Source organism: Nocardia farcinica, assembly GCF_001182745.1.
GTDB classification, from domain to species: Bacteria; Actinomycetota; Actinomycetes; order Mycobacteriales; family Mycobacteriaceae; genus Nocardia; species Nocardia farcinica.
In genome coordinates this window covers 701,604-725,781 of sequence record NZ_LN868938.1, presented here as the reverse complement: position 1 = coordinate 725,781, position 24,178 = coordinate 701,604, and the positions used below count along the sequence as shown (strand labels likewise).

Genomic DNA, 24,178 nt, shown 5'->3' with positions numbered 1-24,178 from the left:
AGTTCGACCATGACATCCCCGATCGACACCCGCTACGACGTCGCCATCCTCGGTGCCGGCATCGCGGGCAGCACCCTGGCCACCATTCTGGCCCGTCACGACCTGCGGGTCCTGCTCCTCGACGCGGGCGTGCATCCACGCTTCGTGGTCGGCGAATCCACCATCCCGCACGCGACCACGACCATGCGGATCCTGGCCGAGCGCTACGACGTCCCCGAACTGCGTGCGCTGGCCACCTTCGAGGGCACCGCCGAACAGGTGGCCCGCACCTGCGGCCGGAAACAGAACTTCGGCTTCGTCTACCACGAGCAGGGCGAGCCCAGCGACCCCGGCAAGGCCAACCAGGTCGTGTTGTCCTCCGGTTACCGCGGCGCCGAAGCCCATTGGTTCCGCCAGGACATCGACGCCTACGTCTTCCATCTCGCCGTCCGCTACGGCGCCACCGCCCGGTCCAACACCCGGGTCACCGACATCGCGATCGACACCGGCCGCGGTGTCGAGCTCGGCACCGCCGCGGGCGAGACCTTCACCGCCGAGTACCTGGTCGACGCCACCGGCTTCCGCTCGGTCCTGGCCGAGCGCTTCGGGCTGCGCGAGCAGCCCACCCGCGCCCGGACGCGCTCGCGCTCACTGTTCACCCACATGATCGGCGTGCAGCCGTTCGACGACGTCGCACCGGTCGCCTACGACCCGCCCACCCGGTGGCACAACGGCACCCTGCACCACGTCTTCGACGGGGGCTGGCTGTGGGTGATCCCGTTCGACAACAACGACCGCTCACTGAACCCGCTGTGCAGCGTGGGGCTCACCCTCACCGGGGACGCCGTCGACGACGACCGTCCCGCCCCGGAGCAGGAGTTCCGTGCCTTCCTCGACCGCTTCCCGGCCGTCGCGCGCCAGTTCCGCGACGCCGCGGCCGTCCGGCCGTGGGTGAGCACCGGGCGGCTGCAGTACTCCGCGACCGGCACCGTCGGCGAGCGCTTCTGCCTCACCGCCCAATCCGCGGGCGCGATCGACGCCCTGTTCTCCCGCGGGCTGGCGAACTCTTTCCAGACCGTGAACGCCCTGGCCTGGCGGATCATCGAGGCCGCGCGCGACAAGGACTGGTCGACCGCGCGCTTCGACGGGCTCGACGCGGTGCAACAGCGCATGTTCGACGTCCACGACGATCTCGCGTACTGCTCCTACGTCGGCTTCCGCGACTACCCGTTGTGGGACGCGATCTTCCGGGTCTGGCACACCTACAGCTTCTATTCCGACGCCGCCCTGGAACACGCACTGTCCCGCTACGTCACCAGCCGCGACGATCAGGTGTTCCGCACCCTGGAGCGGGGCGATTTCGCCCTGGCCACCACCGTGCGCGGCCTGCTGAGCGACGCCCGCGAAACCTGCCGGGCGGTCGAGCGCGGCGAGCTGACCCCCGCCGACGCCGCGGCGGCGATCATCGAGACCATCAACCGGGAACGGTTCTTCCCCGGCTACCTGCCGCACGGCAATCCCGAGATGAAGTACGTCGACGTCGGCCAGGACACCGCGATGGAGTTCCTGCGATGGTCACGCACCGACGCCCCGCGGTGGATCACCGAAGCCTTCGCCTGACCGCGCGCCGATGAAGACCACGCCGATGAAGACCACGATGACGCCGATGGGAGCTTCGATGAACCAGCCCGCCGTCCTCGGCGCCGACTACACCCACACGGTGCGCGGGCACACCGGTGACCCGATCGCGCTGGCGGCCGCGATCGCAGCCTCCGGACAGCTCACCGACTACGTCGTCTACGAACAACCGGGACGCTGGTACGTCGCGGGCAACCCGGTCGGCTCGGTGACCGTCCGGCCGGGCCGGCTGCACTGCACGCTCGGCGGTGCGCACACCGAGACCTGGTCGGGCAGCCCGTGGGCACAGATCCGCGCCGCGCTGGATCGGGCGCCGATGCCCCGGTGGCGCGCCTACGGCTGGGCCGGCTTCGAGCTCCACCGCCCGCGGGCCGCCGCACCGGACGACGTCCTGGCCCACCTCATGGTGCCCGGGGTGGAACTCGAGATCACCGCGACCACGGTGCACGTCCGCAGCTGGGGCGCTCCGTTCGAACTCGACCTGCCCGATCCCCCGGCCGCGCCCCCGCCGACACCGGTGCCGGTGGACGGGCTCGACCACGCCTACCTGCGGCGGGTGCGCGACGCCCTGGACCGGATCGCCGACGGCGAGTTCCAGAAGGTGATCGTGTCGCGCCGGGTGGAGGTGCCGTTCACGGTGGACCTGCCCGCCACCTACGCGGCGTTGCGCCGAGCCAACACCCCGGCCCGCTCGTTCCTGCTCGACCTCGGCGGCTGGCAGGCCGCGGGCGTCAGCCCCGAAACCGTCCTCGAGGCCGACGGAACGGGGCTGGCGGCGACCCAGCCGCTGGCGGGCACCCGGGCCAGAACCGGCGACGCCGAGCGCGACCGAGCCCTCCGCGACGAACTGCTCACCGATCCGAAAGAGGTCTACGAGCACGCGACCTCGGTGCGACTGGCCTACCGCGAGCTGGCCGCCGTCGGCACCGGCACGCGGGTCAGCGAATTCCTCACCGTCAAGGAGCGGGGCAGCGTCCAGCATCTCGCCTCCCGGGTGGAGACCCTGCTGCCGGTCGGGCGTACCGGCTGGGACGCCCTGGCGGCGGTCCACCCCGCCATCACCGCCTCCGGCATCCCCAAGGCGGCCGCCTGCACCGCCCTCGACGAGCTCGAGCCGGGCACCCGCGGTCTCTACAGCGGCACGGTCCTGCGCGCCGACAGCATCGGAACGCTCGACGCCGCACTGGTGTTGCGCGCGGTCTACCAACGGGCGGGCCGGGCCTGGCTGCGTGCCGGAGCCGGGGTGGTCACCGGCTCCACCCCCGCCCGCGAACACGAGGAGACGTGCGAGAAACTCGCCTGCATCGCCCCGTACCTCGTACCGGCCCGGCCCGGCGATGCCCCGGCGCCCGGCTGACCGGCGCCGCACTGCGCAACAGTGCCCCGAACCGATCCGCCGGGAGCACTGTCGATTCCGGCCCCGCCCGATGCGGTGACCGGTGCTGGACAGCGGACGCGACCGGCGCCGTTGCTGCCTCGCCCCAAGGAGCCGGTCGTTTCGAATATGGCCGATACGACAGCTCGATGAGTTCGTGAGACCTCCCCGGAGCGCAGCGAATTCAGGGGAGTACCCCGTTCCCGCCCTCGCCGTAACGGATCCGCACCCGGTTGTGTGGTGTGCGTTGTGCGCTCTCACCTGTGCCCGGTGCGGACAGGATCTTCAACTCCGACCTCAGCTGTCGGCCGTAACCACCCCGGTTCTTGCCCGCGGCGGCATCGGCCGCGTCGGTGATCACCGAATGCTCGAGCCGCAGCGCGTCCCGGCGGGCGAGCGCGTCGGTGCGGGTGCCGTCCGCGCCGATATCGGTGGCGGCGTCGGTGCGGTCGATTCGACCGCGGTGATGCCGGATGCGACGCGCGCCGAGGCGGCACAACCTAGACGGACGCGGTGACCCGCCAGTGCCGGGCGCGGGTCTGCGCCGCCCACATGGCGTGGTAGCGCCCCTGCCGCGCCAGCAGCTCCTCGTGGGTGCCGCGCTCGGCCACCACCCCGTCCTCGAGCACCAGGATCTGGTCCGCGGCCACCACGGTGGAGAGCCGGTGCGCGATCACGACGACGGTCTTCTCCGCGACCAGTGCGTCGATGGCCTCCTGCACGGCCACCTCGCTCTCGGTGTCCAGCGCGGCGGTCGGCTCGTCCAGCAGGACGATCGGCGCGTCCTTGAGGATCGCGCGGGCGATCGAAATACGCTGGCGCTCACCGCCGGACAGTGCGCCGCCGATCTCGCCGACCCGGGTGTCGTAGCCGTGCGGCAGCCGGGTCACGAAGGTGTGCACGTTGGCCGCGCGGGCCGCGGCCTCGATCTGCTCCTGCGTGGCGCCCGGGGCGGCCATCGCGATGTTCGCCCGGATGGTGTCGTCGAAGAGGTACACGTCCTGGAAGACCACCGCGATGTTGCGGTAGATCTCGACCGGGTCGAGTTCGCGCAGATCGACGCCTCCGATCCGGATGCTGCCCGCGTCGGGGTCCGCGTACCGGGTCAGCATCCTGGTCACCGTCGTCTTGCCGGATCCCGACGGGCCGACCAGGGCCGTCAGCGAGCGGGCGGGAGCGGTGAACGACACCCCGCGCAGCACCGGGGCGCCGTCCGGATAGGCGAAGTGCACATCCTCGACGGCGAGGTCGTGGCCGGTGATGCGCGCCCGCGAGTCACCGACCGGCAACGCCGGGGCGTCGAGCACGGCACCGACGCGTTCCAGCGCCGAGTCGGTGATCTCGAAGATGGCCGACAAGTTGGCCATCGTCGACATGGGCTCGGCGAATCGCACGGCGGCGGCGACCACGGCGATCAGCAGCGCCGCCGACATCCGCAGCTCGAGCACCAGCGCCGCGCCGAGCGCGACCATCGCGACCAGACACAATTGCACCACCCCGGCGGCCAGCAGGCCCGGCCAGGTCAGCCGCTTCTGCATCGCCGACATCGCCGCGTTCTGCTCCTCCAACGTCTCGACCAGGCGCCGGGACGCGCTGCCGACCTGCCCGGTGGCGCGCAGCACCGGCAGGCCCTGCACGTACTCGACCACCCGGCTCGCGGCCGCGGCGTCGGCCGCGTCGGTCCGGCGCGCGCCCGCGCCGGTGATCTGCTGGATGCGCCGGACGAACAACACCGCGAACGGCAGCGAGGCCGCGAGCACCAGACCCAGCCGCCAGTCGACGGCGAGGATGAGCACGCCGATCACCGCCGGGACGGTCACCATCTGGATGAACAGCAACGCCATCCCGGACGAGCTCATCGTCGCGTTGGCGACGTTGCTGCCCATGACGGTGGTGAGGTCACCGGCGGCGCGGCGCTCCAGGTCGGCCTGCGGCATGGTCCGCAGCTTGTCGCCGAGCCGCAACCGGGTGGCGGCGAGCACGTCGGCCCACCGCCCGAACTCGAACCGCAGCTGCCCGTAGTGCAGACCCGCCTGGACCACCCAGCAGGCCACCAGCACGCCGAACCAGGTCCAAGCGGCGGTGATGTCGACCTCCGGCCTGCTCAGCTCGTACAGGATCGGGATCAACGTGGCGTAGGCGAGCGCCTGCACGATCGACCCGAGCAGCGCGCACCACAGGGTACGGCGGAACTCGTCGCGGTAGTCCCCGGCGGCGAGCAGCATCAGCCGCAGAATTCTCCTCATCGGCGCATGGCCTCCTTGGTCGAGCTGCCGAGACCCCATCCGCGGGCGCGCTCGTGGTGTTCCCAGAGCCGGGCATAGCGCCCGCCGGCGGCGAGCAGTTCGGTGTGCGTGCCGGATTCGGCGACCCGGCCGGATTCCAGCACCACGATGCGGTCGGCGTCGACGATCGTGGACAGCCGGTGCGCCACCACCAGCACGGTGCGACCGCGGGTGAGTTCGGCGATCGCGTCCTGGATCGCCGCTTCGTTCTCCGGGTCGGCGAAGGAGGTCGCCTCGTCGAGGACGACGATCGGCGCGTCCGCGAGCAGGGCACGCGCGATGGTGATGCGCTGGCGCTGCCCGCCGGAGAGCCGGGCGCCCCGCTCACCGACCGGGGTGTCGTAGCCGCGCGGCAGTTCCGAGACGATGAAGTCGTGGGCGTGGGCGGCCCGTGCGGCGGCCTCGACCTCGGCGTCGGTGGCCGACGGCCGGGCCAGCCGGATGTTCTCGGCCACGGTGTCGGAGAGCAGGAACGGCTCCTGGAACACCATCGCCAGGGTGGCGAGCAGGTCCTGCGACGCGATCTGCCGAACGTCCACCCCGCCGACGAGGACCTGCCCGGAATCGACGTCCCAGAACCGCGGGATGAGCCGGGCGACCGTCGATTTGCCCGAGCCGGACGATCCGACCAGCGCGCACACGCTGCCGCTCGGGATCGTCAGGTCCACCCCGTCCAGCGCGGGCCGGTCCGCTCCCGGGTACGAGAAACGGACGGAACGGAATTCGATGGATCCGTCGGCCGGAGTCTGCGGGTCCGCAGGCTCCCGCAGCGGCTCGATGTCGAGCAGTTCGACGATGCGGGCGGCGCCTGCCTTGGAGTCGTTGAGCAGGTTGGACAGGTTCATCAACGGGACCACCGATTCCACCGGGAGGGTGCCGATGAGGATCGCGGCGATCAGTTGCGCGGGCGACATCGACCCGGTCGAGGTGAGCCAGATGCCGACCGCGGTCACGATCACGATGGTCGGCAGCGGCGCGACCGTCAGGTTGGCGAAGATCATCGCGCTGCGGTTGTTGTTCTGCCAGTTGGTGGTCGCGACGTTGAACTGCCGCACCCGGTCGACGAAGCGCCGGAACGAGACCGTGCCGTCGTCGAAGGTCCGCACCACCGGCATGCCCTGCACGAACTCCACCGTGGCCGCGTTGATGGCCTCGTTGGCCTCGTCGTAGCGGCGGCGGGTCTCGACGTAGTCGCGCAGGCTGAGCTGCATCCCGACGAACACCACCGGCAGGAACAGCGCGACCGCCAGCAGCAGCCGCCAGTCCACCAGGCCCAGCGCCACCAGCGCCGCGACGGGCTGGGCCAGGGTGAACCCGGCCAGCGGCACGGCGTCGGCGACCGCCATGTGCAGGCCGCGCACGTCGTCCTGCACGATCTTCTTCACCGCGCCGGAGCCCAAGCGCTGCGCCTCCCCCAACGGCATCCGGCCCAGGTGTGCGGCCAGATCGCTGCGCAGACGCTGCTCGAGGTCGAACGATGCCAGATGCGAGAGCAGGAACGACCAGGCACGCAGGGCGAATCGGGCGAGGAAGCCGGCCGCGGCCAACACCAGGAAGGCCACCACGGTGCCGGTCCGCGTGTCGGCGTCGAACAACTCCCCCAGCGCCAGTGCCGTTCCCACGAACCCGGTCACCCCGGCCGCGCCACCCAGTGCGGCGATGGCCAGCGACGCGGTCAGCCGTCCGCGGACCGGCTCGGTCAGCCGGAACAGCGCGCTACCGGGGGACACCGCGGTCGCCTCCGCGGATGCCGATGGTGGCGGTGTGGCCTCGTCCGTTCGGAGCGCTGCTGCGGTACCACCCATCGTCACCGCTCCTGCCCATCATCCACGAGAAGCTCCAACCCTTCCGACAACCATTTCATGAAAACGATTGTCATTAGCGAACGCGGGCACTGTAACACACTCCGACCCTCGGCGGGCGGCCGAAGAATCGACAGCCGCCACCTCCCGAAACACGGTGCGGCAGCAGATCTCACGGAGACCACCCGAGTCGAGACACCCTCGGGCGTCGCAGCCACCGCGGCACACCGGATGCGCGCTGCCTTCTCCGGACGCGTGCTGTGATTACCGCCGACACACCCCGACCCCCACTGTCGAGACTCCGGCACGCAGAATGGACGACCGTGCCGAACCCAGCGCCCCGCCGCCGCGGCCGACCGGTCCGCCTCGACCGCGAGACGATCCTGGCCGCCACCGACCGCATGCTCAGCACCGACGGTGCGGCGAACTTCAGCATGCGGCGTCTCGCCGCCCAGCTCGAGGTCAGCACGGCCGCGATCTACCACCACTTCCCCACCAAGGGCGCGCTGTTCTTCGCCGTTCTCGACGCCCGCGCGGACGATCTCCGGAAGCCGGACCTTCCCGCCGACCCCACCGACCGGCTGGTCGCGATCGTCGGCTACCTCATCGACACCCTGCACGAATTGCCCTGGGTGGTCGACATCCTCGTCCGCGGCGAGACCTACGGCCGGGCCGCGATGTGGATCCTCGACGAATTCGTCGGCGCCGCGCGAGCGCTCGGCGCCACCGAGACCGACGCGGTGTACTTCTACTCGGTGCTGTGGCGCTTCACCCTCGGTGAACTCACCGCCCGCCGCGCCGCGCACGACCGGAACGCCGCCGTCGCCCGCGGCGAGGCACCGCCGCACTGGACCGAATCGGCCGCCCCGGACCTGCTCGACGACTTCCCCTCGGTGGTCGCCCTGCTGCCGCAGTGGACAACCGCCGTCGCGGCCTACGACACCGACAAGGCCATCCGCGCCATCGTCGACGGCCTCGTCGCGAACCTCGATTCCACCACCGAACGCTAGACCCCTTCGCGGACTCCGGCTTTCGCACGCCGCACGGCACAGGCCACACGTCCCGGTGGACGCACCGAGCGCGACTTCGAGCGGCCACCGTCGACAACGATTCCGCATCGCCGTGCACGGCGTCTGGCCCGCTGCCGGGCTACGGGTGTGCCAGACTCGGGCCCATGGCAGTCGATCCCCGCGGCAGAGACATCAAGCGCTACCTCGCCGAGGACCCCGGTGGTCCGGTGGTCATGCTGAACCTGCTGCGCTTCGCCGAGGGCGGGCGGGAGAGCTACGCCCGCTACGCCGACGCGCTGCGCGAGACGTTCCTGCCCCGCTACGGCGCCGAGGTGCTGTATGCCGGCGACGGGTCGAGCGTGCTGGTCGCCGAGGAGGGGCAGAGCTGGGACGCGGTGCTGATCGTGCGCTACCCCTCCCGCGAGGCGTTCTCCCGCATGGTCGCCGACCCCGAATACCCGCAGGTCACCGCCTGGCGCACCGAGGCGCTCGAGGAAGCGGTGCTCCAGGCGACCGTTCCCTGGCCCGCGGACTGATCGAGCGGCACCCACCAGCGCCGGGGACCGCCCGTCACCGCGTGTCCCGCAACGCCATCCGCGCACGCCGGGTCAGGGTGGCACCGATTCCGTCGGCGGCCGCCCGGACCGCGGCGACATGGCTCTCCGGGTGGAATCGGTGCGAGGCGCCCGCGATACTGATCGCCGCCACCACCCGGTCGGCCTCCCGCACCGGGGCCGCCACGCACACCAGCCCCGGCGCCGATTCCTCGTATTCGTAGGCCACCCCCTCGGCCGCGATCCGGTCGAGGTGCCTGCGCAGGGTGCCCGGCTGCACGATCGTCCGCGGGGTCTGGGCGACCAACGGACCGGTCACCACCCGGTCGCGCAGCGCCCGGTCGGCGTTGGCCAGCAGCGTTTTTCCGATCGCGGTGCAGTGCGCGGGCATGCGGCCGCCGATCCGGGACGGCGCGCTGGCCTGGCGACGACCACCGATCTTGGTCAGGTAGACCACGTCGGTCCCGTCGAGGACGCCCAGATGCACGGTCTCGTTGACGCGGGCGTTCAGGTCCTCGAGAAACGGAATCGCGACCTCGAGCAGGCTGCGTTCCACCGACGCGCGCATGCCGAGCTCGAACAGGTACCCGCCCAGCCGGTAGCCGCGGCCGGTGCGCTCCAGCAGCCGCACGGCAACCAGGTCCGCGAGAATGCGGTGCAGGGTGCCCTTGGCGAGCCCGGTGCGCCGGGCGATCTCGGCCAGGCTCAGCACGCCGTCATCGATCGAGAACGCCTCGAGCACGGCCATCACCTTGCCCAACACGGTCGGCGCGACCCCGGTGCGCCCGGGCGCGTCCGGCCCGTCCACTCGTTCTCCGGCCTCGCTCACCCGACCGAGCCTACCCCGCCGCGTTCCGGTCAGCGGAACGAAATGCTGGCCTGCCACTCCGGCGCGGCGGAACAGTGGCAAACGACCATTTCGTGACGACCCGGGGACAACGAATGCCACCCTCGCAACTCGATGAACGAACCGTCGCGGCGACGACCGCCGCCGCCGAACGGCTCGCCACCGCCGCCCGCACCCGCGTCCCCTGCGCGCCGGTGCGCGACCTGATCGGCACCGACGACGTGCGGGCCGCCTACGCGGTGCAGGAACGAGCGACGGCCGAACGGCTCGCGGCCGGCGCCAGGATCGTCGGCCGCAAGATCGGCCTGACCTCCCCGGCGGTCCAGCAGCAGCTCGGTGTCGACCAGCCCGATTTCGGTGTCCTGTTCGACGACATGCGGTTCGAGCAGGACACCCCGATCCCCGCCGACCGCCTGCTGCAACCCAAGGCCGAAGCCGAGATCGCGTTCGTCCTGGCCCATGACCTGACCGACGGTGCCCTCGATCACGCGCAGGTGCGCGCCGCCGTCGACCACGCCGTGGCCGCGCTCGAGATCGTCGACAGCCGAATCGCCGACTGGGACATCACCTTCGGCGACACGGTCGCCGACAACGGCTCCAGCGGACTGTTCGTCCTCGGCTCCCGGCAGCTGAGCCTCGCCGAGTTCGAGCCGGTGGCGGCGCAGATGACCATGTCGATCGACGGCGTCGAGGTGTCCACCGGCACCGGCGCCGCCTGTCTCGGCGACCCGTTGCACGCCCTGACCTGGCTGGCCCGCACCGCCCGCGAGTTCGGCCAGCCGCTGCGCGCCGGTCAGGTGATCCTGTCCGGTGCCCTGGGTCCGATGGCGGCGATCACCGCCCCGGCCACCGTCACCGCCCACATCACCGGCCTCGGCTCGGTGACCGCCCGCTTCGCACAGGAGTGAACCACGTGAGCGACCCCACCACCGTGAAAGTCGCGGTCATCGGCTCGGGCAACATCGGCACCGATCTGATGATCAAGGTCATCCGGCACTCGCGCGTTCTGGAGATGGGCGCGATGGTCGGCATCGACCCCGACTCCGACGGCCTCGCCCGCGCCCGGCGGCTTGGCGTGCCCACCACCTCCGACGGCGTCGAGGGCCTGCTGGCACTGCCGGGCTTCGCCGACATCGAGGTGATCTTCGACGCCACCTCGGCCAGGGCTCACGCCGTGAACGCGGCCCTCCTGCAACCGCTGGGTAAACGTCTCATCGACCTCACCCCCGCGGCGCTCGGCCCGTTCGTCGTGCCCGCGATCAATGTGGACGAACACCGGGATGCCCCCAACGTCAACATGGTCACCTGCGGCGGGCAGGCCACCATCCCGATCGTCGCCGCGGTCTCGCGCGTGGCGCCGGTGGCCTACGCCGAGATCGTCGCCTCCATCGCCTCGAAATCGGCCGGACCGGGCACGCGGGCCAACATCGACGAGTTCACCGAAACCACCGCGCACGCCGTCGAAACCGTGGGCGGCGCCCGCCGCGGCAAGGCGATCATCATCCTCAACCCGGCCGAACCGCCGCTGATCATGCGCGACACCGTGCTGTGCTTGGCCACCGCCCCCGATCCCGCCACCAGGAGCGCGATCCGCGAGTCCATCGAGGAGATGGTCGCCCGCGTCGCCGGCTACGTCCCCGGCTACCGGCTCAAGCAACAGATCCAGATCACCGAGATCCCGCCCGACCAGCCCGTGCACACCCTCGCCGCCGACGGCGGACCCGCGCCCACCCACCAGGTCAGTGTGTTCCTCGAAGTGGAAGGCGCGGCCCACTACCTGCCCGCCTACGCCGGAAACCTCGACATCATGACCTCCGCGGCGCTGCGATACGCCGAATCGATCGCCGCGACCGTCACCGCCGCACCGGCCGACCAGGGAGCCACCCGATGACCACCCGACTGTTCATCCAGGACGTCACCCTCCGCGACGGCATGCACGCCGTCCGCCACCGCATCACCCCCGAGGACGTGGGCCGCATCGTGGCCGCGCTCGACGCGGCCGGCGTGGACGCCATCGAGGTCGCCCACGGTGACGGGCTCGCCGGCGGCAGCCTCAACTACGGCCCCGGCAGCAACACCGACTGGGAATGGATCGAGGCCGCGGCCGACAACCTGACCCACGCCCGGTTGACCACCCTGCTCCTGCCCGGCATCGGCACCATCGCCCACCTCGAACAGGCCTACCGGCTCGGCGTGCGGTCGGTGCGTATCGCCACGCACTGCACCGAAGCCGACGTCTCCGCCCAGCACATCGCCACCGCCCGCGAGCTCGGCATGGACGTCTCCGGATTCTTGATGATGTCGCACATGGCCGAGGCCGAGCAGCTCGCCGAACAGGCCGAGCTGATGGAAAGCTATGGCGCGCACTGCGTCTACGTCACCGATTCCGGCGGACGGCTGACCATGGACGGCGTCCGCGACCGGGTGCGCGCCTACCGACGCGTCCTCGATCCCGCCACCGAGATCGGCATCCACGCCCACGAGAACCTGTCGCTGGCCGTCGCGAATTCGGTGGTCGCCGTCGAGGAGGGCGTCACCCGCGTCGACGCCTCGCTGGCCGGGCACGGTGCGGGAGCGGGCAACTGCCCGATCGAACCGTTCGTCGCCGTCGCCGACCTGTACGGCTGGAAACACTCCTGCGATCTGTTCGCCCTGCAGGACGCCGCCGACGACCTGGTGCGCCCGCTGCAGGACCGGCCGGTGCGGGTGGACCGCGAAACCCTGACCCTCGGCTACGCCGGGGTGTACTCGTCGTTCCTGCGGCACGCCGAAGCCGCGGCCCGACGCTACGGACTGGACACCCGCACCATCCTGCTCGAAGTCGGCCGCCGCGGGTTGGTCGGCGGCCAGGAAGACCTCATCGTCGACATCGCCCTCGACCTGCTGGCCGGCACCACCGCCTGAGACCGAAAACGCCGGGGCCCACCGCGAATTCGCGGTGGGCCCCGGCGTGTCGGGCGCCGATACCGGTGCGGGCGAACAAGCGGCACACCCGTCGGCTCGCGAGGCGCATCGAGGCGCCCCGCGAGCCGCGGATGGCGAATGTTCAGTTGCCGGAGACGAAGTCGGCGACGAGCCGGTTGAACTCCGCGGCGTGTTCGATCATGGCCCAGTGGCCGCAGCGATTGAGCAGCACCGCCCGGCTGTCGGGGATGTGCGCCAGCAGGAACAGGGTGTTCTCGTAGGACACCACGCGGTCGTCCTTGCCATGGATGAGCAGGGTGGGCGCGGCGATGTCGGCCAGCTTCGACCGGTCGACCCAGTGCGGAATCGGGGCACCGGCGGGCAAACCCGCCACGTAGTTGCGCAGGTGCTCGGGACGCGCCAGCGCGGCGTCGGAACGGGCCCGGACCAGCTCGGGGGTGGCGAAGCGCGCCTTGTCGAAGGTCATCACCTCCACCAGGCGGCGCATGTTCTCCGGGGAGGGATCCCGATAGGCCGCGATCAGCACCTTCAACCCCTCCGACGGGCCATCGCCCGCGCCGAACAGCGTCGGCATCGTCCCGATCGGCGGACCCATCGTGACGAGATGGCTCACCCGCTCGGGATGGTCGATCGCCAGCCGCAGCGCGGTGTGTCCGCCCATCGAATTACCGACGAAGGCGGCCTGCTCGATGCCGACCGCGTCCAGGAACTGCACGGCCGCGGCGGGGTGGTCGAGCTGGTCGACGGTGACCGCGTCGGACTCGCCCCAGCCGGGCATGTCGACCGCGTAGACGTGGAAGCGTTCGGCCAGGGCGGGAATGTTGCCGGCGAAGTTGGACCAGCCGGTCGCCCCCGGACCGCTGCCGTGCAGCAGCACGATCGGCCGGGCATCGGCCGGTCCGGCTTCGTAATACCGCAGCGTCCAGTCACGGGTGGTGACCGTGCGGGCCGCCGACTCCTGGGTGATCGTCATCAGTGGGCCCTCTCCTCGTGGCGGATGTTCGTCGACGGCGCGCGGCCGAGCAGTTCGTGGACGACTTCGGGGGCGCGGTGTCCCCAGCTGTGCAGCCGGTCGAGCGTGCGCACCTGCCAGGTGGCGTCGTCGATCAGCAGCCCGCCCCAGCCGTATTCGATGCTGAACCCCGACGGCGTGCGGACGTAGAAGCTGAACATGTTGTCGTTGGGGTGCATGCCCAAGGTCATCTCGAACGGCTGCGCGGCGTCGAGACAGCGGTCGTAGGCCATGCCCACATCGCGGATGTCGTCGACCTCGAGCATGAAGTGGTGAATTCGCTTCGGGTGCGGCATCTCCCCGAACGCGACCGAGTGGTGGCGCGGATTGCAGTGCAGGAAGATCAGATCCGCGTACACGCCGGGCGCGAGTTCCTCGACGATGGTGTCGCTGACCCGGAACCCCAGCACGCCCTCGTAGAACGCCATGTACTCCGGGCGCGGCACCCCGCGCGCGAGCAGCACGTGATGACCGGCGCCGCCGGTTCCGGTGACGAACGAGCCGAGCAGCACCGCGGAGTGGAACGGGGTGGCCGCGTCGGCGAAGCCGGTCACCAGTTCGATGTGGTTGCCCATCGGGTCGGCGGTGAGCACGATGCGGTCGACGCGGCGGGCGGCGGCCAGTTCGGCATCGCCCTCGGCGACCGGCGCACCGGCCGCCCGCAGCCGCTCGACGAGGCGATCGAGCGCGGCGTCCGAATCGACTTCGTAGCCGGATACCAGCAGATCGTCCGCCGCGCCGCGCTCGATGCGCCAGCGGAAGGCCCGTTCGTCGGTGCGCAGGACGAGGGCGTCGGTCGTCTCCTCGGCGAGCTGCATGCCGAGCAGATCGCAGGCGAAGTGCCGCCAGGCGGCGAGGTCGCTCGCCTCGTAGACGACGTAGGCGAGTTCTTTCACTCCGGACATCGGAAGCTCCTGTCGGTAGGTGTCAGCGCGGGGTGTCGGCACGGGGGTTCAGCACGACGGGACGGTGAGGCCGTGCACGTCGTCGGCCGCGACGAAGCGGTCGGGCCGGACGGCGACGACGCGGGCGCCGTACCGCTGGAGCCAGGGACGCAGCACGTCGTCGAGATCGACGAGGTCGTCCGGCCCACGGGTGTGCACGGTGCGCGGGCGGATGGCGACGTAGCGGGCGCCGAGTGCGTCCCAGCCCGCCTTGTCCTCGGTGGTCAGGACGGTGGCGGGATCGGTGTCGTCGCCGAGCAGGACGAAGCCGTCGCCGAGCAGATCGTCGAGGCGGGTCATCCGGCCCGCGGTGTCCCCCACGATCGGCTGGGGCACCATGCGGCCGATGATGCTCGCGTCGCCGATCTCGCCGCGGAGCCATCCGGCGGCCAGCGTCGGTGGTGCGGTCAGGGGTGGTTCGTAGGGTGTCACCAAACCCTCTGGGACCGTGTTCATCGCCTCGATCTCGGCGGGGGTGGCTTCCTGTTTGATGACGCGGCCGAGTTGCACGGCGAGGTCGGTGTAGAACGCCGCATTGGGTCGGCGCTCGGCTTCGTAGGTGTCGAGCCACTGCTCGGGCAGCACACCGCGCAGCACCCGGCCGAGCTTCCAACCCAGATTGTGCGCGTCGCGCATCCCGGTCTGCATGCCCGCACCCGCCCACGGCGGCATCAGATGCGCGGCGTCGCCCACCAGGAAGACGCGGCCGTTGCGCCAGGTGTCGGCCATCCGCACGTGATGGCGGTAGAACGCGTACCGGTGGATGGCGACATCGTCCTCGGTCACCCCGATCGCCTCGAGCAGCGGCCAGACCTCGGCGTCGGTGGGGAAATCCGCCTCGGTCTCGCCGTGCATGAGCGGCAGTTCCCAGCGATGGTTGCCGCCGGAGAGCGCGATGTCGACCACCGGGCGCTTGCGGTCGGTCCAGAAGGTGAGCACGTCACGGTCGGGCCACCGGCGCCGCACCGCGCAGTCGACGACGATCCACAGGGTGTCGGCGGTGTCGCCGTCGAGCCGCGCGCCGATCCAGCCTCGGGTCCGCGAGGAACCGCCGTCGGCACCGATCGCATACCGGGTGCGGTAGCTGCGGGCGCGGCCGGTGGCGGGATCGGTGGCCGTGACCGTCACACCGTCCTCGTCCTGCTCGACACCGGTGACCTCGGCGCCGTAGCACACGGTCAACTGATCGCTGTATTCGGCTGCGGCCGAGCGTAGTTCGGCCTCCATGGTCGGCTGGTAGATGTTGTAGAAGCGCCGCCCCGCGCCGAGGGTGCTCGGCGGGTGCTCGATCCGCATGACCTCCTCGCCGTCGTAGGTGACCCAGCGCAGCATCCGCTGCGGATCGATCACCTTGTCGATGCGTTCATCGATGCCGAGGTGCTGGAAGATGCGCATCGTCCAGTCGTTGACCGTGACGGCACGAGCCCGCGGGTAGATGTCGCGGTCGCGCTCGAAGGCCATGACCGACACGTCTTGCCGGGCGAGCGTGAGAGCGGCGATCACGCCGGAGGGTCCGTATCCGATGATCGCGACGTCGGCGTCGAAATCCTGACTCATGGGGTCTCCCGATGTCGACGATCGGCCACTTTCGTACCGATCGTTCCATTCTTCGGAGCCAGACTCACATGTGACCGCCGACACGGCCACGAGTTTCTGCACACCAGAATCGGCCGCGGCCCTCCGCACCCGCCCGCACCGCCCTCCTAGGCTGACGCACATGGACACCGCTCACGAACGCGCCGTGCTCGAACGACCCGCCGGTAACCGGCGTGGGCGTCGTTCGCGGGCGGAGATCCTCGACGCGGCCTCACGGTTGATGGCCGAACGCGGGTACGCCGCGACCAGCATCTCGGTGCTGAGCGCGGCGACCGGTCTACCCAAAAGCGCGATCTACCACCACTTCCACTCCAAGAGCGGCCTGCTCTCGGCCGTGATGGCGCACGGGGCCTACGAGTTCTTCCGCGCCATGGAACAGGCGCAGGCCGCACCGCCGGAGGGCGGCACCGTCCGCGAACGTCTCGGCTGGTTCCTCCGGCGCACCGAAGAGGTCTTCGTGACGAAGGCGGATTTCCTGCGACTGCACCTGATGCTGCTGATGAGCACCGAAGCCGCCGACGCCGAGGTGGGCGCGATGATCGACCAGGTCCGCCACGACGGCCGCAGGCACTTCCACCGCATGATCGCCCAGGCCTTCCTGATCGAAGGCGCCGACATCGCGCAAATGGTCGCCGACGAACTCGACCATTTCGGCATGGCGGGCTTCGACGGCGCCTTCATCGCCTGGCAAGCCGACCGATCGCACGGGCTCACGAACCGCCTCGAACAGCTCGCCGACGCGCTCACCGTCATGGGTCAGCGCATCGTCGCCGAGCGTCGCGGCCGGTCGTGACCGCGATCAGCCCAGCTCGCGCCGTAATCCCGCGGCCGCGGCCCGGAGCGCGGCCACATAGCGCGGCAACGATCGGTTGTCGTAACGGACGGCGGGCATCGACACCGACAGCGCCGCGACCGCGGTGCCACTGCCGTCCCGCACCGCCACGCCGACCGCGACGACGCCGCGCTCCGACCGGCCGTCGTTGACGGCGAAGCCGTTGCGGCGGATCTTCGCCAGCTCGTCGGCCAACTGCCCGAGATCGGGCGGCGGCTCCGGCCGCTCGTCGAAGCGCTCGGGCGCGTAGAGCGCCGCGAGTTCGGACGGGGCGACCTCGGCGAGCAGGACGAGACCCCCCGAGGTGCGCTGCGCCGGAAAGACCATCCCCTCCCGACTGCCCACCCGCAGCGCCTGCGCGCACTCCACGCTGGCGACGAACCGCACCGTGTCAGCGGTGCGGACCACCAGATTCGCCGACTCCCCCAGCTGGTCGACGAGCCGATGCAACTCCGGCAGCGCGGCCGCGCGCAACCGGGAGGCGGCCGACCTGGAATGCGCGGCCAGCTCGAGCAACGGACCCACCCGATACGCACGGTCGGAGTCCTGCACCGCGAAGTCCCGGTAGACCAGCATGCGCAGCAGCCGGTGGGCGGTCGAGGCGGCCACGCCGATCCGCTCGGCCACCTCCGACACCGTCAGCGATCCCTCCAACTGCAACATCGCGGCGATCCGGAGCGCGTTGTCCACGCTGGTGATCGCATAGGCCGGCGGGGCCTTGAACGGGTGGCCCATCGTGCACCTCGCTTCTGTAGAGCAGAAAAGTGTGTTCTCCCCACCGGAACATCCTCACGATAGCCGCATGAGCGCTACTCCAGCCCCCGCCGACGCCGCCACGCCCGTCGCGCTGCGCCCCGTCGCCGCTCCCGACCAACCGGAGATCACGCCCGAGCTGCGCGACCTGTACGCCGGATTCGAACGGGAACTGCTGATCCCCCTGTGGACGGAGATCGGCGATCTGATGCCGCCGCACCCGCACTCGTCCGCGGTCGCCCACCTGTGGAAGTGGGAGCGACTGCTGGCCCTCGCCGAACAGGCCGGTCGGCTCGTGCCGGTCGGTCGCGGCGGCGAGCGCCGGGCGATCGCACTGGCCAACCCCGGCCTGGGCGGGCGTCCGTTCGCGACCCCGACCCTGTGGGCGGCCATCCAGTACCTGATGCCCGGGGAGGACGCTCCCGAACACCGGCACAGCCAGCACGCCTTCCGGTTCGTCGTCGAAGGGTCGGGTGTCTGGACCGTGGTCGGCGGCGACCCGGTGCCGATGAACCGCGGTGATTTCCTCCCGCAGGCGGGCTGGCACTGGCACGCCCACCACAACCGCGCCGACGAGCCGATGGCGTGGATCGACGGCCTCGACATCCCGTTCCAATATGTGACCGACGCTCAGTTCTTCGAGTTCGGCCGCGACCGGATCTCCGATATCGAGCGAGCCGCCCCCGAGCGGTCGCGCTCCGAGCGCCTCTGGGCGCACCCGGGACTGCGCCCGATCGGTGTCGACCATGCCGGCCCGGGCTCGCCCCTGCTGGCCTACAAGTGGGAATTCACCGACCGTGCCCTCGCCGAACAGCTCGCGCTGGAAAAGGAAGGACACACCGGCACGGTGGAACCCGGCCACGCGGCGGTGCGTTTCAGCAACCCCGTCGACGGGTCCGACGTGCTGCCGACGGTGCGCGCGGAGTTCCACCGGGTGATCCGCGGGGCCGAGACCGCGCCGGTGCGGGAAACCGGATCGAGCGTCTACCAGGTCTTCGACGGCTCCGGCACCGTCACCGTCGGCGATCGCAGCTGGTCGGTCACCCGGGGTGACCTGTTCGTGGTGCCGTCCTGGCAGCCGTTCTCCGCGCGGTCGGAGGCCGGAACCACCGACTCCGACTCCGGCGCACTCGACCTCTTCCGATTCACCGACGCGCCCATCTTCGAAGCACTGCGCCTCAACCGATTCCGCAAGGACGCCTGACATGAAGCTCGCCACCATCCGCCTCGACACCGACGACACCCCCGCCACCCGCGCCGTCCGGCTCGACGGCGACCGGCTCATCGAGCTCGGGGCACCCGACGTCGGCGCCCTGCTGGCCGACCCGGACTGGCCATCGGTCGCGCAGCGCGCCACCGGCCCGGCCCACCCCCTCGACGGCGCGGACTTCGCTCCGGTCGTGCCGAATCCGTCGAAGATCCTCTGTGTCGGCCACAACTACACCAACCACATCACCGAGATGGGCCGCGAACTCCCGGCGTATCCCACCCTGTTCCCGAAATACGCCGACACCCTCACCGGGGCGGCCGACGACATCGCCAAGCCGGCCGAGACCGACGCCCTGGACTGGGAAGTCGAACTCGTGGTGGTGGTCGGCGCGCAGGTGCGCCGCGCCGACGAACAGCAGGCCGCCGCCGCGATCGCCGGTTTCACGGTCATGAACGACATCTCCGTGCGGGACTGGCAGTTCCGCACGATCGAATGGACCCAGGGCAAGATCTGGGACTCCTCCACACCGGTCGGGCCCTACCTGGTCACCCCCGACGAGGTGGGCGGCGTCCGCCCCAGCCTGCGGGTCCGCACCACCGTGGACGGGCAGACGATGCAGTGCGACGACACCGGCACCCTGCTGTTCGACCCGGTGTTCCTGGTCCGCTACATCTCCACCGTCATCACCCTGCGCCCCGGCGACCTGATCGCCACCGGCACACCGGCCGGCGTCGGGCACGCCCGCGAACCGAAGATCTACCTGCGCGGCGGCGAAACGGTCGTCACCGAAATCGACGGCATCGGCGCCTGCACCAACCGCATCGTGGCGACCCCATGACACGCACGTTCACCGACGCCCGCCGCTGGATGACCGCCGGGACGACCCTGTTCGCCGACGCGGTCGCCGGGCTCACCGACCCCGACTTCGACACCCCGACCCACCTGCCCGGCTGGAACCGCCGCCATCTGGTCGCCCACGTCGCCGCCAACGCCGACGCCCTGCGAAACCTGGTGCACTGGGCCGCCACCGGCACGCCGACACCCATGTACGCCTCGCCCGAGGAGCGTGCCGCGGGCATCGCACGCGGCACGACACTCTCCGCCGACGAACTCCGCACCTGGCTGGGCCGGTCCGCCGACGACCTGGACGCCGCCATGCGGGCGCTGACCGACGATCAGTGGGCCGCGCAGGTGGTCACCGCACAGGGCCGGACCGTACCCGCCACCGAAACGGCATGGATGCGCGCCCGCGAGGTGTGGGTCCACTCCGTCGACCTCGCCCTGGACATCGGATTCGGTGACCTGCCCGCGGATTTCCTGCGCGCGCTCGTGGCGGACATCTCGGCCAAACGCGGCGCGGTCGCGGGGGTCGACGGACCGCTACCCCAGGTCGCCGCCTGGCTGGCCGGTCGACCGCACACCCTGGCCGACGCTCCCCCGCTCGGCCCCTGGCTCTGAAAGGACTGATCGTCATGAGCGACGCGGACACTCGTCCCGACGTACTGATCATCGGCGGCGGGATCGGCGGTCTCGCCGCGGCGTTCGCACTGGCCCGCCAAGACCTCTCCGTGCGGGTCCTCGAGCAGGCGCCCGAGTTCGGCGAGGTCGGGGCGGGTCTGCAGCTGGCGCCCAATTGCACCCGCATCCTCGACGACTACGGCCTGCTCGACCAGGCCGCCGCGCTCGGCGTCGTCCCCGACGCGATGGTCATGCGCGACGCCGTCGACGGCGCCGAACTCACCCGGCTGGACCTGCGGGACCTGGCGAACCGCTACGGCTACCCCTATCTCGTCATCCACCGCAGCGACCTGCACCGTATGTTCGTGCAGGCCTGCTTGAGCGCGGGCGTCGATCTGGTCACCGGGCAGCAGGCGGTGCGTTACCGGAACACCCCGACCGGGGCCCGCGTCGACTTCGCCGACGGCCACAGCGAACAAGCCGACGTGGTGATCGCCGCCGACGGCCTGCACTCGACGGCGCGCGCCCTGGTCGTCGACGACGAACCGGTCTCGTCGGCCTATGTCGCCTACCGAGGCACCGTCCCGATGACCGAGCCGCGCGTGGCCGAGGTGGATTTGAGCGAGGTCGTCGTCAACGTCGGGCCGCGGTGCCACTTCGTGCACTACGGCCTGCGCGGCGGCGAACTACTCAACCAGGTCGCCGTCTTCGAATCACCGAAAGCGCTTGCGGGAGAGCCTGACTGGGGTACTCCCGACGAACTGGACGCGGCCTTCGCGCACACCTCCGAGACTGTGCGGGCCGGGCTGCCGTTCCTGTGGCGCGACAAATGGTGGCGGATGTACGACCGCGACCCGATCCCGAACTGGGTGTCCGGGAAGATCGCGTTGCTCGGCGACGCCGCGCACCCCCCGCTGCAATACCTGGCGCAGGGCGCGATCATGGCGATCGAAGACGGCTGGGTACTGGCCGAACACGTCCGCCGGCTCCGCGACCAGGGGTCGCTGGACTGGGCGGCCGTCCTGGACGCCTACAACTCGGTACGTCCCGAACACTGCCGACGCGTGGTCACCACCTCCCGCGCCTGGGGCGAACTCTGGCATCTGGACGGAATCGACCGCGAACGCCGCAACATCCTGCTGCGCGCCCGCGACATCCACGACTACTCGTTCGTGGACTGGCTCTACGGCCCCACCGCGCTGTTCCCCGCCGACGAGCCGCCGATGTTCGAGAAGATCCCATTGACCGCCGCGGACGCGGTGTCCACGGCCGCACCCCGCAGCGGCGGCTGACCTCACCGCTCGCCCGGCCCGGCGCAGGACAGCAGCCGGGCCGGTCGGTGACGGCACGGCAAACGACAGTGCCACGACGGCGCGGAGTAGCCCAGGACCAGGCGGATCAGCGCCTGGTCAGCCTGTCGTCGGCGGCGAGGATTCTGGCGCGCTTGCGGGGCACGATGTTGGCGCGGGTGATGTCACCGCCGTAGTGGGCCAGCACCCGATGATCCATGACCGCCCGCCACAGCGGCGGGATCGCGGCGAAGACGATCATGCTCGCATACCCCGCCGGCAACTGCGGAGCTACATCACAGCTGCGCAGCGTCTGATAGCGACGACCCGGGTTTGCGTGATGATCGCTGTGGCGTTGCAGATGGAACAGGAAGATGTTGGTCACCAGCCGGTCACTGTTCCAACTGTCCCGCGGCGAACACCGCGCCCACCGCCCATCGGGGCGACGCTCCCGCAGCAGCCCGTAGTGCTCGACATAGTTGACCGTCTCCAACAACGCCGCACCGATCACCGCCTGCAACACCAACCAACCCAGGATCTGCCAGCCGAAGACCAGCATCAACCCACCGAACAGCACCACCGTCATCGACCAGGCCTGCAGGATGTGATTGTGCGGGCTCCCCCACCGCTTACCCTTACGCGCCAACCGCTCGGACTCCAACGCCACCGCCGACCGCAAACCACCGGCCACACTACGCGGCAGGAACTCATACAACGACTCACCCAACCGCGCACTGGCCGGATCATCAGGAGTGGCCACCCGCACATGATGACCACGGTTGTGCTCGACGAAGAAATGACCATACGCCGACTGCGCCAACGCGATCTTGGCCAACCACCGCTCCAGATGCTCGACCCGATGCCCCAGCTCGTGCGCAGCGTTGATACCGATACCGCTGACCAGCCCCAACGTCGTCGCCAACCCCAGCTTGTCGACAAAACTCAGCTCGTCACCGGCCCACATCGCCGCCGCGATCACCAACCCGATCAACTGCACCGGCAAGAACAGATACGTACACCACCGGTAGTAGCGATCGTTGGACAACAGCTCGTAGTCCTCATCCCGCGGATTCGTGCCATCCTCCCCCACCAGCCAATCCAGGACCGGAATGATCACCAACACGATGATCGGCCCGACCCACCAGAACACCTCCCACCCCGTCCGCAACACCAGCTGCGACGGCAGCAACGCACTGGCCGGGGCGATCAACCCCAGAACCCACAGGTGGCGTTTGGGATCACCGCGCGAATCGGTGCCGCTGGCCGTATGCCACGGCGACATCACTGAAAACCCTTCCAGGAGCCCGACATTCGTCCCCGACGGGCTGGTTCGGTCCGAGCATCATCGATCGGCCGACGAATGTCCATGCTGCGTCGCCCGCGCCCGCGACGCCTGCGGAAAGATCCAACAGTGATGCATCAGCAACCCCGCGTGATCGACTGCGACCGGGTCGTTGCGGGCGCAACGCCGAGATCACGGCGCGCGACGCCCGGCCCCGCCCGGTCCCACGGATTCGGCGCTGACCAGCCCTCCCGCCCCCGGCCCCGTTGTCGCGGTCGCCGCACTTCGGCGACTGCCGCCGAGCCGGATGCGGACATACGCGTCGGCCCCGGCATCGTCCGGGAGCCGACCGGGGTGGTGCGCCGTCACGATCGGGTATCACTCCGCCCACTCGGCACGGAGCGGAGCCCGTGCGCCCGGCCGATCGGCGGACGATTGCCGGCCTAGGCGCCGGCAGGTGCCAGACCCAGGTGGCGGCGCAGCCACGCCGCCATGTGCGCGACGGCGTCGTCGGCCTCGGGTGCGCGGCCGGCGAGGAAGGCGAACGAGTGCTGCATACCGGACGCGATCTCGTAGTGGATGTCGACGCCGGCGGCACGAGCGCGTTCGGCGAATCGTTCGGTGTCGCTGACCAGGGTCTCCTCGGCACCGGTGTAGATGAGGGTGGGCGGGAAACCGTCGAGGTCGGCGTGCAGGGGGTTGGCGAGCGGGGTTGTCGGCGAGTGATCACCGAGGTAGGCGGCCCGCATCCGGGCCAGCAGCGGTCGCTGGACCACGGCGTCGAGGTGCGCGAGTGTGTCCAGCGTTGCTCCGGTCAGCGCCATGTCGTACCACGGCGACATCGGCATCACCGCCGCGGGCAGCGGCAGGCCCGCGTCCCGCGACGCCAGGACCATCGAGGTGCAGAGGTTGCCGCCGGCAGAGTGGCCGACGCTGGCGATGTGGGCGGCGGCGTAGCCCTGGTCGAGCAGCCAGCGGTAGGCCGCGACCGAGGACTCGAGTTGCGCGGGGAACGGGTGTTCCGGCGCCCGCGGGTAGTCCAGGACCAGGGCGCGGGTGCCGGTGGCCTTGGCGATGTGGCCGGCCATCTTCCGATCGGTGTACATCGAGCACACCATGAACCCGCCGCCGTGGTGGTGCAGCAGGACGCGGTCGTCGGCGCGGTCGACGGGCAGGCACCAGATCGCCGGGGTACCGCCGGCTTCGGTCTCGGCGTAGGTGACGCCCTCGGGCTCCGGGGTCACCGTGTGCAGCACTTCGTACAGATCGCGCATCGTCGCGAGATCCATGTCCGGCGCGGCCGCCGAGCGGTCGGCCAGGGATTGATAGGTGGCCCGCAGCACGCCTGCACCTTTGCTCACCATTGAGCACCTCCACGTGGGTGTTG

22 protein-coding genes are annotated in these 24,178 nt (G+C 70.6%); 12 read left to right on the top strand and 10 right to left on the bottom strand.

Going from position 1 to position 24,178, the window contains the following annotated elements; all coding sequences use genetic code 11:
• Nucleotides 1-9: 9 nt before the first annotated feature.
• Nucleotides 10-1,599 (top strand): NAD(P)/FAD-dependent oxidoreductase, encoded by a 1,590-nt coding sequence (locus AMO33_RS03665; protein WP_060590527.1) that lies wholly within the window; start codon nt 10-12, stop codon nt 1,597-1,599.
• A 10-nt stretch (nt 1,600-1,609) separates the two neighbouring features.
• The gene (locus AMO33_RS03660; protein ID WP_197657729.1) at nt 1,610-2,974 is read left to right on the top strand and encodes a salicylate synthase; all 1,365 of its coding nucleotides are present in this window, start codon (nt 1,610-1,612) and stop codon (nt 2,972-2,974) included.
• 202 nt (nt 2,975-3,176) lie between these two features.
• Here AMO33_RS03660 and AMO33_RS32480 read toward each other — a convergent pair whose 3' ends face one another.
• Genes AMO33_RS32480 through AMO33_RS03645 form a run of 3 tightly spaced genes read right to left on the bottom strand, consistent with a single transcriptional unit; the run spans nt 3,177 to nt 7,007 of the window.
• A complete protein-coding gene (locus tag AMO33_RS32480; RefSeq protein WP_240327403.1) occupies nt 3,177-3,491 on the bottom strand; it encodes a DIP1984 family protein in 315 nt (104 codons plus the stop codon).
• Nucleotide 3,492: 1 nt separating this feature from the next.
• Nucleotides 3,493-5,238 (bottom strand): ABC transporter ATP-binding protein, encoded by a 1,746-nt coding sequence (locus tag AMO33_RS03650; protein WP_060590525.1) that lies wholly within the window; start codon nt 5,236-5,238, stop codon nt 3,493-3,495.
• Nucleotides 5,235-7,007, bottom strand: a complete 1,773-nt coding sequence (locus AMO33_RS03645) for an ABC transporter ATP-binding protein (RefSeq protein WP_076573411.1) — start codon at nt 7,005-7,007, stop codon at nt 5,235-5,237. The genes AMO33_RS03650 and AMO33_RS03645 overlap by 4 nt, the downstream gene beginning before the upstream one ends.
• Before the next feature lie 395 nt (nt 7,008-7,402).
• On the opposite strand from AMO33_RS03645, the gene AMO33_RS03640 reads away from it, so the two are divergent.
• Entirely contained in the window at nt 7,403-8,089 is a 687-nt protein-coding gene (locus tag AMO33_RS03640; protein WP_060590521.1) for a TetR/AcrR family transcriptional regulator, read from the top strand.
• A gap of 164 nt (nt 8,090-8,253) precedes the next feature.
• A complete protein-coding gene (locus tag AMO33_RS03635; RefSeq protein ID WP_060590519.1) occupies nt 8,254-8,625 on the top strand; it encodes a DUF1330 domain-containing protein in 372 nt (123 codons plus the stop codon).
• Between the two features lie 34 nt (nt 8,626-8,659).
• Here the strand turns inward: AMO33_RS03635 and AMO33_RS03630 are convergent, their stop codons facing one another.
• Entirely contained in the window at nt 8,660-9,391 is a 732-nt protein-coding gene (locus AMO33_RS03630; RefSeq protein WP_060593268.1) for an IclR family transcriptional regulator, read from the bottom strand.
• A 194-nt stretch (nt 9,392-9,585) separates the two neighbouring features.
• Here AMO33_RS03630 and AMO33_RS03625 point away from each other — a divergent pair, with 194 nt between their 5' ends.
• The 3 genes from AMO33_RS03625 to dmpG all read left to right on the top strand — a co-directional run bounded on the left by AMO33_RS03625 (nt 9,586) and on the right by dmpG (nt 12,394).
• On the top strand, nt 9,586-10,398 hold the full coding sequence (locus AMO33_RS03625) for a 2-keto-4-pentenoate hydratase (RefSeq protein ID WP_060590518.1): 813 nt from the start codon (nt 9,586-9,588) through the stop codon (nt 10,396-10,398).
• Nucleotides 10,399-10,466: 68 nt separating this feature from the next.
• Nucleotides 10,467-11,381, top strand: coding sequence for an acetaldehyde dehydrogenase (acetylating) (locus AMO33_RS03620; RefSeq protein ID WP_228789481.1), 915 nt, complete (start codon nt 10,467-10,469; stop codon nt 11,379-11,381).
• Nucleotides 11,378-12,394: a 4-hydroxy-2-oxovalerate aldolase gene (gene dmpG / locus AMO33_RS03615; RefSeq protein WP_060590516.1), complete on the top strand. Its 1,017-nt coding sequence runs from the start codon at nt 11,378-11,380 to the stop codon at nt 12,392-12,394. The genes AMO33_RS03620 and dmpG overlap by 4 nt, the downstream gene beginning before the upstream one ends.
• Nucleotides 12,395-12,536: 142 nt before the next feature.
• Here dmpG and AMO33_RS03610 read toward each other — a convergent pair whose 3' ends face one another.
• From AMO33_RS03610 to AMO33_RS03600, 3 genes are read right to left on the bottom strand one after another with little or no spacing between them, the layout of a single operon-like run.
• The gene (locus tag AMO33_RS03610) at nt 12,537-13,388 is read right to left on the bottom strand and encodes an alpha/beta fold hydrolase (protein ID WP_060590514.1); all 852 of its coding nucleotides are present in this window, start codon (nt 13,386-13,388) and stop codon (nt 12,537-12,539) included.
• Nucleotides 13,388-14,332 carry a VOC family protein gene (locus AMO33_RS03605; RefSeq protein ID WP_060590512.1) on the bottom strand — a complete coding sequence of 315 codons (945 nt, stop codon included), beginning with the start codon at nt 14,330-14,332 and terminating at the stop codon, nt 13,388-13,390. The genes AMO33_RS03610 and AMO33_RS03605 overlap by 1 nt, the downstream gene beginning before the upstream one ends.
• 48 nt (nt 14,333-14,380) lie before the next feature.
• Nucleotides 14,381-15,928 carry a bifunctional 3-(3-hydroxy-phenyl)propionate/3-hydroxycinnamic acid hydroxylase gene (locus tag AMO33_RS03600; protein ID WP_060590510.1) on the bottom strand — a complete coding sequence of 516 codons (1,548 nt, stop codon included), beginning with the start codon at nt 15,926-15,928 and terminating at the stop codon, nt 14,381-14,383.
• Between the two features lie 160 nt (nt 15,929-16,088).
• Here AMO33_RS03600 and AMO33_RS03595 point away from each other — a divergent pair, with 160 nt between their 5' ends.
• Nucleotides 16,089-16,760: a TetR/AcrR family transcriptional regulator gene (locus tag AMO33_RS03595; protein WP_107103080.1), complete on the top strand. Its 672-nt coding sequence runs from the start codon at nt 16,089-16,091 to the stop codon at nt 16,758-16,760.
• Nucleotides 16,761-16,766: 6 nt separating this feature from the next.
• Here AMO33_RS03595 and AMO33_RS03590 read toward each other — a convergent pair whose 3' ends face one another.
• Nucleotides 16,767-17,534, bottom strand: a complete 768-nt coding sequence (locus AMO33_RS03590; protein ID WP_060590506.1) for an IclR family transcriptional regulator — start codon at nt 17,532-17,534, stop codon at nt 16,767-16,769.
• Nucleotides 17,535-17,601: 67 nt separating this feature from the next.
• Here AMO33_RS03590 and AMO33_RS03585 point away from each other — a divergent pair, with 67 nt between their 5' ends.
• The 4 genes from AMO33_RS03585 to AMO33_RS03570 are packed head-to-tail and all read left to right on the top strand — an operon-like array spanning nt 17,602 to nt 21,512.
• Nucleotides 17,602-18,756, top strand: a complete 1,155-nt coding sequence (locus tag AMO33_RS03585; protein WP_060590505.1) for a cupin domain-containing protein — start codon at nt 17,602-17,604, stop codon at nt 18,754-18,756.
• Between the two features lies 1 nt (nt 18,757).
• Complete coding sequence (locus AMO33_RS03580) at nt 18,758-19,600, top strand: fumarylacetoacetate hydrolase family protein (RefSeq protein ID WP_060590503.1); 843 nt, start codon at nt 18,758-18,760, stop codon at nt 19,598-19,600.
• Complete coding sequence (locus AMO33_RS03575; protein WP_060590501.1) at nt 19,597-20,220, top strand: maleylpyruvate isomerase family mycothiol-dependent enzyme; 624 nt, start codon at nt 19,597-19,599, stop codon at nt 20,218-20,220. The genes AMO33_RS03580 and AMO33_RS03575 overlap by 4 nt, the downstream gene beginning before the upstream one ends.
• 14 nt (nt 20,221-20,234) lie before the next feature.
• Nucleotides 20,235-21,512 (top strand): FAD-dependent oxidoreductase, encoded by a 1,278-nt coding sequence (locus tag AMO33_RS03570; protein ID WP_060590499.1) that lies wholly within the window; start codon nt 20,235-20,237, stop codon nt 21,510-21,512.
• Between the two features lie 106 nt (nt 21,513-21,618).
• On the opposite strand, the gene AMO33_RS03565 is transcribed toward AMO33_RS03570, so the two are convergent.
• Both AMO33_RS03565 and AMO33_RS03560 read right to left on the bottom strand, forming a co-directional pair.
• Nucleotides 21,619-22,791, bottom strand: a complete 1,173-nt coding sequence (locus tag AMO33_RS03565) for an alkane 1-monooxygenase (protein WP_060590497.1) — start codon at nt 22,789-22,791, stop codon at nt 21,619-21,621.
• A gap of 443 nt (nt 22,792-23,234) precedes the next feature.
• On the bottom strand, nt 23,235-24,152 hold the full coding sequence (locus AMO33_RS03560) for an alpha/beta hydrolase (RefSeq protein ID WP_197657727.1): 918 nt from the start codon (nt 24,150-24,152) through the stop codon (nt 23,235-23,237).
• Nucleotides 24,153-24,178 lie beyond the last annotated feature (26 nt).